Origin of the sequence: Roseobacter sp. HKCCD7870, assembly GCF_037830315.1 — a bacterium.
Lineage (GTDB): Bacteria > Pseudomonadota > Alphaproteobacteria > Rhodobacterales > Rhodobacteraceae > M30B80.
This window is the reverse complement of the sequence record NZ_JBBLYO010000001.1, coordinates 446,777-459,709: the sequence shown is the minus strand read 5'-3', so window position 1 is coordinate 459,709 and position 12,933 is coordinate 446,777. Positions and strand designations below refer to the sequence as shown.

17 protein-coding genes are annotated in these 12,933 nt (G+C 56.2%); 8 read left to right on the top strand and 9 right to left on the bottom strand.

What is annotated here, in order from left to right; all coding sequences use genetic code 11:
* The first annotated feature begins 101 nt into the window (after window positions 1-101).
* A complete protein-coding gene (locus tag AAC637_RS02385) occupies window positions 102-1,649 on the top strand; it encodes a trimethylamine methyltransferase family protein (RefSeq protein WP_340302156.1) in 1,548 nt (515 codons plus the stop codon).
* Here the strand turns inward: AAC637_RS02385 and AAC637_RS02380 are convergent.
* Window positions 1,604-1,954, bottom strand: a complete 351-nt coding sequence (locus tag AAC637_RS02380; protein ID WP_340302155.1) for a DUF6477 family protein — start codon at window positions 1,952-1,954, stop codon at window positions 1,604-1,606. The two genes, AAC637_RS02385 and AAC637_RS02380, sit on opposite strands and share 46 nt — an antisense overlap.
* 218 nt (window positions 1,955-2,172) lie before the next feature.
* Here AAC637_RS02380 and AAC637_RS02375 point away from each other — a divergent pair, with 218 nt between their 5' ends.
* From AAC637_RS02375 to lipA, 4 genes are all read left to right on the top strand, one after another.
* Entirely contained in the window at window positions 2,173-2,736 is a 564-nt protein-coding gene (locus AAC637_RS02375; protein WP_340302154.1) for a hypothetical protein, read from the top strand.
* A complete protein-coding gene (locus tag AAC637_RS02370; protein WP_340302153.1) occupies window positions 2,718-2,987 on the top strand; it encodes a hypothetical protein in 270 nt (89 codons plus the stop codon). The genes AAC637_RS02375 and AAC637_RS02370 overlap by 19 nt, the downstream gene beginning before the upstream one ends.
* The gene (locus tag AAC637_RS02365) at window positions 2,960-3,259 is read left to right on the top strand and encodes a DUF6456 domain-containing protein (protein ID WP_340302152.1); all 300 of its coding nucleotides are present in this window, start codon (window positions 2,960-2,962) and stop codon (window positions 3,257-3,259) included. Before AAC637_RS02370 ends, AAC637_RS02365 begins: the two co-directional genes overlap by 28 nt.
* A 76-nt stretch (window positions 3,260-3,335) precedes the next feature.
* A complete protein-coding gene (gene lipA / locus AAC637_RS02360; RefSeq protein WP_340302151.1) occupies window positions 3,336-4,286 on the top strand; it encodes a lipoyl synthase in 951 nt (316 codons plus the stop codon).
* Here the strand turns inward: lipA and AAC637_RS02355 are convergent.
* The 4 genes from AAC637_RS02355 to hpt all read right to left on the bottom strand — a co-directional run bounded on the left by AAC637_RS02355 (window position 4,283) and on the right by hpt (window position 6,607).
* Window positions 4,283-5,170 (bottom strand): cytochrome c, encoded by an 888-nt coding sequence (locus AAC637_RS02355; RefSeq protein ID WP_340302150.1) that lies wholly within the window; start codon window positions 5,168-5,170, stop codon window positions 4,283-4,285. The genes lipA and AAC637_RS02355 overlap by 4 nt on opposite strands.
* Before the next feature lie 21 nt (window positions 5,171-5,191).
* Window positions 5,192-5,659 (bottom strand): c-type cytochrome, encoded by a 468-nt coding sequence (locus tag AAC637_RS02350; protein WP_340302149.1) that lies wholly within the window; start codon window positions 5,657-5,659, stop codon window positions 5,192-5,194.
* A gap of 185 nt (window positions 5,660-5,844) precedes the next feature.
* A complete protein-coding gene (locus tag AAC637_RS02345; protein WP_340302148.1) occupies window positions 5,845-6,006 on the bottom strand; it encodes a hypothetical protein in 162 nt (53 codons plus the stop codon).
* 64 nt (window positions 6,007-6,070) lie between these two features.
* Window positions 6,071-6,607, bottom strand: a complete 537-nt coding sequence (gene hpt / locus AAC637_RS02340; RefSeq protein WP_340251307.1) for a hypoxanthine phosphoribosyltransferase — start codon at window positions 6,605-6,607, stop codon at window positions 6,071-6,073.
* 78 nt (window positions 6,608-6,685) lie between these two features.
* Between hpt and AAC637_RS02335 the strand changes: the two genes are divergently transcribed.
* On the top strand, window positions 6,686-7,138 hold the full coding sequence (locus tag AAC637_RS02335; RefSeq protein ID WP_340302147.1) for a type II toxin-antitoxin system RatA family toxin: 453 nt from the start codon (window positions 6,686-6,688) through the stop codon (window positions 7,136-7,138).
* Window positions 7,139-7,186: 48 nt separating this feature from the next.
* Here AAC637_RS02335 and AAC637_RS02330 read toward each other — a convergent pair whose 3' ends face one another.
* The 4 genes from AAC637_RS02330 to AAC637_RS02315 all read right to left on the bottom strand — a co-directional run bounded on the left by AAC637_RS02330 (window position 7,187) and on the right by AAC637_RS02315 (window position 10,669).
* Window positions 7,187-8,368 carry an ammonium transporter gene (locus tag AAC637_RS02330; RefSeq protein ID WP_340302146.1) on the bottom strand — a complete coding sequence of 394 codons (1,182 nt, stop codon included), beginning with the start codon at window positions 8,366-8,368 and terminating at the stop codon, window positions 7,187-7,189.
* 149 nt (window positions 8,369-8,517) lie between these two features.
* Window positions 8,518-8,997, bottom strand: coding sequence for a CinA family protein (locus AAC637_RS02325; protein WP_340302145.1), 480 nt, complete (start codon window positions 8,995-8,997; stop codon window positions 8,518-8,520).
* Window positions 8,985-9,473, bottom strand: a complete 489-nt coding sequence (locus AAC637_RS02320) for a phosphatidylglycerophosphatase A family protein (protein WP_340302144.1) — start codon at window positions 9,471-9,473, stop codon at window positions 8,985-8,987. Before AAC637_RS02320 ends, AAC637_RS02325 begins: the two co-directional genes overlap by 13 nt.
* Window positions 9,470-10,669 carry a bifunctional 2-C-methyl-D-erythritol 4-phosphate cytidylyltransferase/2-C-methyl-D-erythritol 2,4-cyclodiphosphate synthase gene (locus AAC637_RS02315; protein WP_340302143.1) on the bottom strand — a complete coding sequence of 400 codons (1,200 nt, stop codon included), beginning with the start codon at window positions 10,667-10,669 and terminating at the stop codon, window positions 9,470-9,472. The genes AAC637_RS02320 and AAC637_RS02315 overlap by 4 nt, the downstream gene beginning before the upstream one ends.
* Window positions 10,670-10,861: 192 nt before the next feature.
* Between AAC637_RS02315 and dusB the strand changes: the two genes are divergently transcribed.
* Entirely contained in the window at window positions 10,862-11,866 is a 1,005-nt protein-coding gene (gene dusB, locus AAC637_RS02310; protein WP_340302142.1) for a tRNA dihydrouridine synthase DusB, read from the top strand.
* Window positions 11,863-12,930 carry a two-component system sensor histidine kinase NtrB gene (locus tag AAC637_RS02305; RefSeq protein WP_340242745.1) on the top strand — a complete coding sequence of 356 codons (1,068 nt, stop codon included), beginning with the start codon at window positions 11,863-11,865 and terminating at the stop codon, window positions 12,928-12,930. The genes dusB and AAC637_RS02305 overlap by 4 nt, the downstream gene beginning before the upstream one ends.
* The last annotated feature ends 3 nt before the right edge of the window (window positions 12,931-12,933 follow it).

Here is a 12,933-nt window from a genome sequence, read left to right as displayed (position 1 = left end):
ATCGCCATCGCCCCCAATGTTTGGCGAGATAAAAGCGGCAACACACCTGCCCCGCAATTTTTGCGGGATTGAAATTTATGTCACTTCGAGAGGGCAAAATCATGAGCGAAGCAGCAGCAGATCGACGTCGGGGCAGAGGGGGTGGCGGAGCCGCCCGCCGTGCGGAGCGCAGCGCACCCAAACTTGAAGCGGCGAAATATATCGAACGCAAAATCCCCAATCTCGAAATCCTATCAGATGAGGCGCTGGAGATCATCGAGGCGAACGCGGAAACTGTTCTCGAAGAGATCGGTGTCAATTTCGTAGAAAATCCCGAGGCACTGAAGCGGTGGAAAGATGTCGGGGCCGATGTAAACGGCGAGCGCGTGCGTTTTCCCAAGGGACTGCTTCGCAGCCTGATTAAAACCGCGCCGTCCTCGTTTATCCAACACGCCCGTAACCCAGAGCGCAGTGTTGAGATTGGCGGCAAATCTTTGGTGCTGGCCCCTGTTTACGGCCCTCCCTTCGTTTGGGACAGTGTTGGCGGCCGCCGTTATGCGACTATGGCTGATTTTCAGAAATTCGTGAAACTGGGCTATATGTCGAAATGGCTGCACCATTCGGGCGGCACAGTGTGCGAACCAACGGATATTCCCGTCAACAAGCGTCATTTTGATATGCTATACGCGCACATGAGCCTGAGCGATAAGCCCTTTATGGGGTCGGTGACCGAACCATCGCGGGCGCAAGACTCGGTTGATATGTGCAAAATCCTCTTCGGCGAAGATTTCGCGACCAATAACACGGTCATGACATCGCTGATCAATATCAATTCCCCGCTGACTTTAGATGCAACCATGATGGGCGCATTGGAGGTTTATGCCGCGAATAATCAGGCTTGCATCGTCTCGCCCTTTATCGTGGGGGGCGCAATGGCGCCTGTTTCGGTTATGGGCACGCTGACCCAAGTGTTGGCCGAGGTGATGGTGGCTGTCGCGTATAGCCAAATGATCCGCAAAGGCGCGCCCGTGATATTCGGGGCCTTTGTGACATCGATTGATATGAATTCAGGCGCACCCACATTTGGCACGCCAGAAGCTGCGCAAATCACATATGGTGCAGGCCAATTGGCGCGGCGTTTGAACTTGCCTTACCGCTCGGCGGGGTCGTTTAACGGCTCAAAATTGCCCGATGCGCAGGCAGCCTATGAGACGTCAAATTCGCTAAACATGGGTTTGCTGTCAGGCGTGAATTTCATGCTGCATGCTTGCGGCTGGCTTGAGGGCGGCTTGGCCGCAAGCCCTGAGAAATTCGTGCTTGATGCGGATCAGCTTGGCGTGTTGCACCATCTGGCGGCAGGTGTGCCGATTGACGTGAATGCCCAAGCGATGGATGCGTTGCGCGAAGTTGGCCCCGGCGGGCATTTCTTGGGTTGTGCGCATACACAGGCGAATTTTAAAACCGCCTTCTGGAAAACCAATGTGCTTGATTACAAGCCCTATGAAACATGGGTGGATGAGGGCAGCCGTGACAGCGTGGCCTTGGCGGCTGCGCGGGTGGACAAAATGCTGTCTCAATATGTTCAGCCCGCGCTAGACCCTGCGGTTGACGAGGCCCTCAAGGCCTATATCGCGCAACGCAAATCTGAGATGCCAGACGCCTTTATTTGAGCTTCTAGGTCACACGATCTTTCGCCGCCCCATGCCACAAGCTTGGGGCGGTTTTCTTTTGCGGCAGATGCATCTGTGCTTTTGCGCTCAGCCACTTGGATCAGCGCAGCAAGGGTCGTGATATGTTGGGTGGGCGAGTAATGGGCGGCCCCTCTTAAGCGCGCAGTATTGAGGGCTTCTTCGCGTGCCAAAAGATCTTGGCTTGATTGGCGCAAGGGTTCTTGACCTGCGGCGGCAAAGCGCGCCGCACGCACAAGAGAAGGCGGGCAGCGCATATCTTGAAGGGTTGTCATCAAATCAGCCATGGGGAGGGGTCTTTCTCCGATAAAGATTTACCCCCCAAGAATGCACCCGCATATCAAAGGCTTGCAGAATTCCGCGCACAGCGCGCGCGCTGCCCGTTTTTCTTTACGAAATTTAAAGAGTTTTCCCCATATTCGCAAAAATTAACCCTTCAGTAACCCTTTGCGGGAAATCTTAAGAAACTTGACCGCTCTGGTTGTTTGATCTGGGGGCTCCATTCATGACTGATGATGATCTGACCTATCAGATTGATCTTCCCGACCCAGATCGGCTGACGGGGTTTTCTCACCCTGTGCAGCACTACATTTGCCACGTTCATTACGGGTTGACCTTCACCAAAATCGCCGCGGCCTATCACAGCCATCCCAGCACGATACTGCGCCATGTGCGCCATATCGAAGATGCCCGTGATGATCCGCTTTTAGATCAGGCTTTGGCCGATCTCGATGATCCTCTCCTTCCCAAGGATGTTGTTCCTATGCCCTCAATTCCGAATGCTTATGCGCCAAAGCAGGCGCAAAAATCCCCCCCTAATAGCGATGGCGCGGCGCGGCGTATCTTGCGCCGTCTTTGCGAGAGAGACGCGGTTTTGGTTGTGGCTCAAGATATGGATCGCGCGGTTGTTTTGCGCCCAAATCTTGAGGGGGGGCAAACCCGCACGGCGGTGATGGATCGCAGCCACGCACAATCTTTTGTGCTGAAGGATTGGATATGCGCCACGCGCAAAGGGCGGGTGGCCTCCTATCGGATTACGCCAACGGGCGTTTGGCCCGCAAACGCCTGATCGAGGAAGACCGCCGCCGCCGCAAATCGGATGGGGATATGGTGCAGAGGCCAAATGTCTTTGCTGCGCAGCATGGTGACTATGCCATCAAGCGCGAAAATTTTGCCAATGGCAGCCATGCACAGATGCGTGTTAACCTTAACGAGTCGCCCCTGTCAGGCTTGGCGCGGCGCAAGGGCGCCGATGGTAAGCCGTTTCTCAGCGCGCCCAATTGGGGCCGCGCGTGGCGCAAAATTGGGATCGGTTTTTGACCTCGGCAGATCGCGGCGTGTTTGGCGATGGTGGGATCGGCGAAGGGCCTGCCGCCGTGCGCAAACGTGTCTTGGATGCAATGGATCATTTAGGGCCGGGTCTGTCCGATGTGGTGATGCGGGTCTGCTGTTTCCTTGAGGGGATAGAATCGGTAGAGCGCCGCTTGGGATGGTCGGCGCGGTCAGGAAAGGTTGTTCTGAAAATAGGGCTGCAACGCCTTTTGGAATTTTATCAAACGCATCACGGCTTGGTGCCCGCCATGATCGAGTGAGGCAAAGTGAACTGCGGGGTTACAATCGTGTGGCAATGGGATTAAATTACCTTCGCAACGTCACGGAGCCAGACCCATGCGCGACCTTAAATTGCCCGAGCAGCGCCATCCAGAAAAGGCGCATCGCCCCGATCAGGCACAGCCGAAAAAACCCTCTTGGATAAGGGTGAAGGCCCCTGTTGGGGAAGGCTATAAGGCCACGCATAAAATCATGCGCGAGCATAAATTGACCACAGTTTGCGAGGAGGCGGGTTGCCCCAATGTCGGCGAATGTTGGAGCCAAGGTCACGCCACGATGATGATTATGGGCGAGGTTTGCACCCGTGCCTGCACATTTTGCAATATCGCAACCGGTAAACCGCCCGAGGCCTTGGATGTCTTCGAACCGGGCCGCGTGGCCGATGCGGTCAAGAAACTTGGCCTGAACCACGTTGTCATCACTTCGGTGGATCGCGATGACATTGAGGATGGTGGGGCAGAACATTTTGCCCAGACCATTCGCGCTATTCGCCGCCAATCCCCTGACACGACTATCGAGATTCTAACCCCCGATTTTTTGAAATGCGATCCAAGTGTTTTGGAAATCGTGGTGCGTGCAAAGCCCGATGTGTTCAATCATAACCTTGAAACTGTGCCAGGTCTTTACCCTCAGGTGCGCCCTGGTGCGCGCTATTTCCATAGCCTGCGCCTGCTGCAGCGGGTCAAGGAGATGGATCCGACCATGTTCACCAAATCTGGTATCATGGTTGGCCTTGGGGAAGACCGCCAAGCGGTGTTGCAGGTTATGGATGACATGCGTGCCGCCGATATCGACTTTTTGACCATTGGCCAATATTTGCAGCCAACCCCGAAACATCACGCGGTGGAACGTTTTGTGACGCCAGAGGAATTCAAGACCTATGAAAAGGCGGCCTTTGGCAAAGGGTTCTTGATGGTTTCGGCCACGCCTTTGACGCGCTCTAGCTATCATGCAGGGGATGATTTTGCCCGCCTCAAAGCGGCGCGTTTGGCAAAATTAGGCGCTTAAGGCAGTTCTTTGAGATATTGCGCAATTGCGGCCCGATCATCGGGCTGCAGCATGGCCATGTTTCGGATCACATCGACCATATGACCGCCTGCGCTGTCAAAGCTTGGGGTGAAGCCATCATTAAGATAGGCCGCGATCTCATCCTTCGACCAGGTCAATGCGTCTGGGGTGAGGGGAGGAATGCGCCCCTGTCCCGAAGGGTTTGGCGCCCCTCTCAACCACGCGCCATGATCCACTGCGCCAAGCGCGCCGCGGGATGTGTGGCATTCACCGCAATGCGCGAGGGCCTCAACCAGATAACGGCCCCGTAGGGCTTCGTCACTCAAGGGGGCCGTAACCGCATATCCCCGCTCAAGGTAGAGGGCCTGCCAAAAAAATAGGGCGGGGCGGATGTTGAAGGGAAAGGTCAGATCATGGTCGCGCGATAGGCTTGGGTCGGCAGGCAGGCTTTGCAGATAGCCATATAGATCAGCCATATCTTGAGGGTCAGCCAAACGATAAGCTGTGTAAGGAAAGGCAGGATAAAGGGGCAAACCATTCGGCCCGCGGCCATGTTGCATGGCGTGTAAGAACTGCGCCATTGTCCAATCGCCTATGCCTGCATTCGGATCAGGGCTGATATTTGGCGCGTAAAATGTGCCAAATTCCGTTTCAAAGGCGCGCCCACCTGCCAAGATCAACCGCGCCTCCCCCTCGGCCCCGTTTGTTGCGTGGCATGAGGCACATCCCCCCGCCCAAAACACCCGCGCGCCATTCTCTAGATTGGGGTCAGCGAGGGCCGCCATGGTGCTTGCCGTGATTGGGGTGCGTGGAAAGACCGCCCATATCAAAACAAACCCGCCAAAAGCGGCCAAACTGGCGCTGAGGATCAGTTTCTTCCACATGGGCGGCCTGTATCCCGTGTCTTATTGGGGCTGGCGATAGGCATCGTGGCAAGCGCCGCAGCTGCCCCCCACAGGGCCAAGCGCCGCTCGCATCGCTTCAAGACCGTTGCCCGCGGCGGCCTGCAACCCTGTCGCGGCTGTGCCAAAGGCCGCCCATTTTGCAAGAAAATCATCCTGATTTTCCCAAATGGCGGGCAAGGCGCGATTGGTCGTTGCGGCCATCATGTCGCTGCCTTCGGGCCAGTTAAAGGCTTGGTTCAATTGCGAAATTGCCGCCAGATTATCTGCCGCAATTTGTGCCTGTGCAGCGTCATATTCTACTGTGCCGCGCGCCATACCGCCCAAGACCCCAATATTCAGCGCCATAATCTTGAACTGCCCCTGACGCGCACCAACCGCCCCTTCATCGGCAAAAGCAGGCAGGCCCGCCATAGCAAGAGCAGCAGCCAGCAAGATGGATTTGGTCGTGAAACTTGCAGAAAACGTCATGTGAAACCCTCCGTTTCATGCGGGATTGTAAATCGGTCGTCCCAAATGACCCGTCCAGCATCAGGTCACCACCAGCAGTATCGCGTCATTCAAGCACGAATGGCACGAAATTTATATGCATATTTTGCACAATACCTGTGCCATAGCGCGCTAAGGTCACAAGATTGTGAGGGACATGACCGGCCCTAACGCGAGGGTAAGGTTGGGACATCGGGCCAAAACCCCAATCGCTCGGCAATAAAGATTGCAAATACAATCGCGAAAATCACCAATAGGCGCTTTACCTGCTGCGCCGATGGCGGGTTGCGCGCCCATTTGGCCGCCCGCATCAACCATATTGGCCCCATCTTACACCCCCAAAACCGATTTAACCTCTGTCATATGGGGGTAGATCGCCTTGGCTGCAATTAACTAGGTGAACCGCACGGCGCCGATATAGGGCAAATTACGATTTCGTTGCGCGTAATCAATACCATAGCCCACAACAAAATGATCGGGAATTTCGAACCCCGTCCATGTGGCGCTGATGTCCACCTCGCGGCGCACGGGTTTATCCAAAAGCGCGATTGTTTCTAATCGTTTTGGATCGCGCGATTTTAACAGCGATAGAACATGGCTCAAGGTAAACCCCGTATCCACAATATCCTCGACAACCAACACATCGCGCCCCCCGATCTCGCCGCGCAAATCCTTGAGAATCCGCACCTCCCGCGAGGAGGTCATTTCATTCCCGTAGGAAGACGCCTCTAAGAAATCGACTTCAACAGGCAAGTTTAATTCGCGCAACAGATCCGCGATAAACATAAATGATCCGCGCAAAAGCCCCACAACCACCAGTTTATCGGTATCCTCAAATCGCGCTTCAATCTCGCGTGCCAATTCCTCGATCCGCGCGGCAATGGCCTTGGCCGAGATCAAAACGTCAATTTCATAGGGGCGATCTGTCATTTTCTTACGCTCATTACCTTGAATTCCGCCGCTATATCTAAGACATGACAAGGTGCAAAGAAAGATGAAAGGCTGTCTATGCCCTCCCATTCCGAGACGCGCACGTTGCCCTATCGCGCCCATGAGATCTACGATCTTGTGGCGGATGTGGCGCGCTATCCTGAATTCATCCCTTGGGCCGTAGCCGCACGCGTGCGCAGTGTGACAGATCAGGGCGACCATCGCGAAATGTTGGCGGATTTAATCGTCGGTTTTAAGATGTTTCGCGAAAAATTTGGCAGCCGCGTGCGCCTGTTCGATGCAGAAATGCGGATTGAAACCGCCTATATTGATGGGCCTTTTCACCACATGATTTCCAATTGGCGCCTGCGCGATTTGCCCGAGGGCGGGTGCGAGGTCAGCTTTGATGTGGATTTCGAATTCAAAAACCGCCTGCTGCAAGGCGCGGCAGGCATGTTTTTCCATGAGGCGATGACGCGGATTGTGCGCGCCTTTGAGGCCCGCGCAGAGGCGCTATATGGGAAAAAATAAAAAGCGGGCCTGACGGCCCGCTTTCATGTCGTAAGGTAAATCTCTGATTTAGCTGCTCATATCATAGGCGCGTTCGCCATGGACGCTGAGATCAAGGCCATTTACTTCGGTCTCCGCATTCACGCGCAGCGGCGTGATCATACCAACCAGTTTTACAAGGGCCACGGTCAAGACGATGGTGTATGCGCCCACCACCGCCAAGGCACCAAGCTGCGCCACCCATGCACCCTGTCCAAAGACGGCGATCATGATGGTGCCGAAAATCCCGCCCACACCATGCACAGCGAAGACATCCAATGTGTCGTCAATCTTGACCTTGTTACGGATCAAATTCACCGCCTCTTGGCAAAGAATGCCCGCAATCGTCCCGATGATCAGCGCCGCCACAGGCCCGACAAAGCCAGAGGCAGGGGTGATAGATGCCAAACCTGCAATCGTGCCCGTGACGACACCCACAAGCGAGGTCTTGCCGTATTTCACCCGCTCCCACAGGCCCCAGCTGAGTGAGGCTGCTGCGGCAGAAATATGCGTGACCGTCAGCGCCATTGCCGCACCGCCATCCGCAGCAAGCTGACTGCCGCCGTTAAAGCCGAACCAACCCACCCACAGCATCGCGGCCCCGATCATCACAAAGCCCGGATTATGGGGGGGCGTGGTTTGATTTTTCCGTGCGCCCAAGAAAACTGCGATCACCAAGGCCGCAAGGCCTGCGGTTTCATGCACGACAATCCCGCCCGCGAAATCGCGCACACCTGTCTCGCCAAAGATGCCACCATCCGACATCATACCGCCGCCCCAGATCCAATGCACGACAGGCGCATAAACGATCAGCATCCAAAGCGCAGAAAACAAAAGCACAAAGCCAAACCCAACACGTTCCACATAGGCGCCCACAATCAAGGCGGGCGTGATAATGGCAAAGGTCATTTGGAACGCAAAAAACAGGATTTCCGGCAGGCTGCCAGACAGGCTATCTGCGGTAACCCCGTTGAGAAAGGCCTTGTCCAACCCGCCCCAAAACCCCGAGGTGCCAGATCCAAAGGCGATGGAGTAGCCAAAAGCGAACCATAAAATCGACATCAAACAGGCTATTGCGTAGCAATGCATAAACACGCTGAGCACGTTGCGCGCACGCACCAACCCCCCATAGAAAAGCGCCAAGCCCGGCAAGGTCATGAACAGAACCAACGCTGTGGCGACTATGATCCACGCTGTATCGGCAGCATTCATTGCATCGTCCCTTCTTTTGTCATTTGCACGCCTCAAAGCGGGATTCATCTGACGAAAAAAGAGGCAAGCTGTGAAATGGGCGATGAAATCTTGGTCAATCTTCAAATTGGCGCGAAATTAATGCGCAAATTATGCACTATGCTTAAATTTTAATCGCTTTGCGAAATGGCTTCGTGCAGCAGGCGCAAGGCGTAATCGCGCGCGGCGATGCGCACATTCACGCGTCCAAGCGCACCAAAATTAACTTGCTCGACCGCGACGCCTGCACGGCTTGCAAGGCCAAAGCAAACGCGGCCCTCAGGTTTATGTGCGCTGCCCCCAGGCCCTGCGATGCCTGTAATCGACACGGCCATCTCAACCCCCGCACGGGTTTTCGCGCCAAGGGCCATTTCACGCGCAACCTCGTTTGAAACCGCGCCAAACGCGGCAAGCGTCTCAGGCGAGACACCGAGAAGGTCAATTTTGGCCTGATTGGAATAGGTGACAAAGCCGCGCTCAAACACGGCGCTTGATCCCGCAATATCGGTAAGCGCGGCACTGACCATCCCGCCCGTGCAGCTTTCGGCAGTCGCGATGCTCAGCCCCTTGTCGCGGGCCGTCTGGATGATATCCGCGCTTAAATCAGCCATAGATGCGCGATCGCGGCCAGAAGTGCGACCACAAGCGCGGCAAGCCAGCCTGCAATCACATCATCCATCATCACCCAAACCCCGCCGCGCTTGGCATCTGCCCAAGCCACGGGGGCGGGTTTCCAAATGTCGAAAAGACGAAACGCGACAAAGGCCGTCAGAATGCCCGGCCATAGCGCCAAGATAGAGACATCAGCGAAGATCGCCCCATAAGAGACAGGCCAGAGCGCGATCCATTGTCCTGCGACCTCGTCAATCACGAATTCCGAAGGGTCATCTTCGGCGCCACTGCGGATTTCTGTTTCAATCGCCCATGATCCAAGGGCAAAGACGGCGATTGTCGCCATAGCAAGCAGCCAAAACCCGCCCAATTCATGCAAGGCCCATGCAAGCGGCAGCGCGGCCAAGCTGCCCCATGTGCCAGGGGCAGGGCGCAGGCGACCCACGCCAAAAACAGTTGTAATCCAATATGTCATGGTTTCACCAAGGTGACTGTGGCCATCGCGGCAATCCCTTCCTTGCGGCCTGTAAAGCCCAGTTTTTCGGTTGTTGTGGCTTTGACCGATACGCGATCTTGGTCGATGCTCAGCAATTCTGCCAAACGCGCACGCATCGCGGCTGAGACGGGCCCAATCTTTGGGGCCTCGCACATGAAGGTCAGATCAACATTACTGATCCTATAGCCACGCGATGTTGCCAGTTTGACCGCATGAATGAGGAAAATGTCGCTTGGCGCGCCTTTCCATTCTGGGTCGGATGGCGGGAAATGGGTGCCAATATCCCCTTCGGCCAAGGCCCCGTAAATCGCATCTGTTACCGTGTGCAACCCAACATCCGCGTCCGAATGGCCTTTGAGCGCGCGATCATGTGGAATTTTCACCCCGCAGAGGATGACGTGATCCCCCGCGCAAAAGGCATGAACATCAAAGCCATTACCAATCCGAATATCCATTGCGCCGCTTGCCCCTATGACATGGCCCGCGCGGATAAAATCCGCCGCTGTGGTCAGTTTAAAATTTTGTTCATCCCCCGTAACCACCTTAATTTTCACGCCATGCGCTAGGGCAATTGCGACATCATCTGCGGCGTCTTCGCCTGCGGCGGCATAGGCTTGTGAAATGGTGGAATAATGAAAGGCTTGTGGCGTTTGTGCGCGAAACAATCCGTCTCGAGATTGAATTTGTGAAACGTGGCCTTCGCCCGCGCGCCACAGGGCATCGGTCATGGGCAAGGCGGGAGCGGCGGCAAAACAGCCGGGTTCGCGCAGCGCGGCAATCACATCTTGCACGATGCGGGCCGCCACAAAGGGGCGCGCGGCATCATGGATCAAAACATGGGCGTTTTTATCACTCACAGCGGCCAAACCCGCCTGCACCGAGGCGCTGCGCGTGGCCCCGCCAGGGGCAAGTGTAAGTCGCGCGGCATCCGCCCCAAGCGCCTCACGGGCGAGCGACTCATCATCGGGGTGAATGACCACGATGGTCTGCGCGAAATCCGCAGCATGCCAGAGCGCCTGAACGGCGCGGCGTAAAATGGGGACGCCCCCCAAACTGCGATATTGTTTGGGCAAACCGCCGCCTGCACGCGTGCCCCGACCCGCGGCCACAACCAGCGCCACGAGCGGTGCAGCCGTCAAAGAGTGTGCGGTGTGGGATGGGCCAGATTTATCCATGGATCAGGTGATAGGGGCTAAGCCTATGACGCACAATACGGATCAACGTCCTGCACATTTTTTGGTCGTGGTGATTAAATATTGTGCATTTGTGTAAATTGCCCCAGTATAAGGTGGCGTTTCCTTTGATCTCCCGCCCCAAAGCAGATTAGGCCAAACCCAACTGCACAAAGAATAGGCAGCTTAGCGCACATGCCCATCCAACTTGGCGATATCAGTCTTGACCCGCCCGTCTTTCTGGCCCCGATGGCAGGGATCACCGATTTGCCGTATCGCAAATTAGTTGCGTCTTTCGGCGCGGGGTTGGTCGTCTCAGAGATGGTTGCAAGCCAAGATATGGTCAACGCCAAGCCCGCCGCCCGCGCGAAGGCCGAGCTTGGGTTCGGCATTGCGGCCTCAGCCGTTCAATTGGCTGGCCGTGATCCTCGTTGGATGGGGGAGGCCGCCCGCATGGCAGAGGCCGAAGGGGCAAGGATCATTGATATCAATATGGGCTGCCCTGCAAAAAAGGTCACATCTGGCTCAGGTGCGGGGGCCTGTGGGGCGGCTTTGCTGCGCGATTTGTCTCATGCCCGCGCCGTGCTAGAGGCGGTGACGCGTGCGGTTGCAGTTCCCGTCACCCTAAAGATGCGCCTTGGTTGGGATGATGCGTGCGAAAACTCACCGCAGGTTGCCCGTATGGCCCAAGATTTGGGGATTGCCATGCTAACCGTGCATGGCCGCACGCGCGCACAGTTCTATAAGGGCCATGCCAATTGGCAGGCCATTCGCACCTTTCGTGAGATGGTTGATATTCCGCTGATCGCCAATGGCGATATCGTGGATGCGCAAAGCGCCATGCGGGCCATGGCGCAATCGGGGGCGAATGGCGTTATGGTGGGGCGCGGTGCGCAAGGGCGGCCTTGGGTGCTGCGCGATATCGCGGCGGGCCTATCGGGCCAGGCGCGCGCTGATGCGCCCAAAGGCGTGGCTCTTTTTCAGATCATCGCACGCCATTACGAGGATATGCTGTCCTTCTACGGTAAAATACTGGGGACAAAAGTCGCACGCAAGCATCTGGGTTGGTATCTGGATGCGGCTGGGGTTGGGGATGCGCCACGGCGTGCCGTGCTGACTACAGATGACCCCGAACAGGTTTTGCGCCTGCTGCGCGCGGCCCTAACCGATGAACACGCAGAAACGGGCTGCGCCGCATGAGCCCTGTAACCTCTGATATGATCTGGTCATCCTTGCCAATCCCCGCGCTGATTATTGACGGGGGCGATTTGATCCTATCGGTCAATCCTGCGGCTGAGACATTTCTGAACGCCTCCGAGCGCAGTTTGACAGGCAACCCTGTTTGGGATCGCGTCTTTGTGGATGCCCCGATGGAGGAGGCATTGGCCCGCGTGCGTCAAGGTCAATCCGCGCTTTTTGTGGGCGGTGTGGATGTTGGCACAGGATCCAAAAAACCAGTGTCTTGTGATGTGCAGCTAGCCCCTGTGAGCGAGGGGGGCGATCAGGTGATGATGCTGCTTGAAAGCCGCGAATTGGCGGGGCGGCTTGATCGGGGCTTGGTCAGTAAATCCGCCGCGCGGTCAGCCATTGGTATGGCCGAGATGCTGGCGCATGAGATCAAAAACCCACTTGCGGGCATCACGGGTGCCGCGCAATTGATATCGATGAATGCCAGCGGCGAAGACCGCGAGTTAACTGATCTCATCGTAGAGGAAACGCGGCGTATCGTGAAACTGCTTGAGCAGGTCGAAGAATTCGGAAATCTGCGCCCGCCTGAATGTAAGGCGGTAAATATCCACGATATCCTTGATCGCGCGCGCAAATCTGCGGCTGTGGGGTTTGCTGCGCATATGCGCATTTTGGATCAATATGACCCGTCTTTGCCGCCGACTTGGGTGGACTCGGATCAGATTTTGCAGGTGTTCTTGAACCTTTTGAAAAACGCCGCCGAAGCGGGCCGTGAAGGGGGTACAATCACCATCCGCAGTTTTTACGAGGCGGGCTTGCGACTGCGCAAACGCGATGGCAGCGCCGCGTCTATGCCCCTGCAGGTCGAGATCATTGACGATGGCCCAGGTATTGCGCCCGAGCGTCAAAGCGAAATTTTTGAACCGTTCGTATCGGGGCGCGAAAATGGCACGGGGCTTGGCCTTGCCTTGGTTTCTAAAATCATTTCCGACCACGATGGCTGGATCGCGCTGGACAGCGTGCCGGGCCGAACTGTGTTTCGGATATCTTTGCCAATCGCGCCGCGCGGCGTGTGAGTA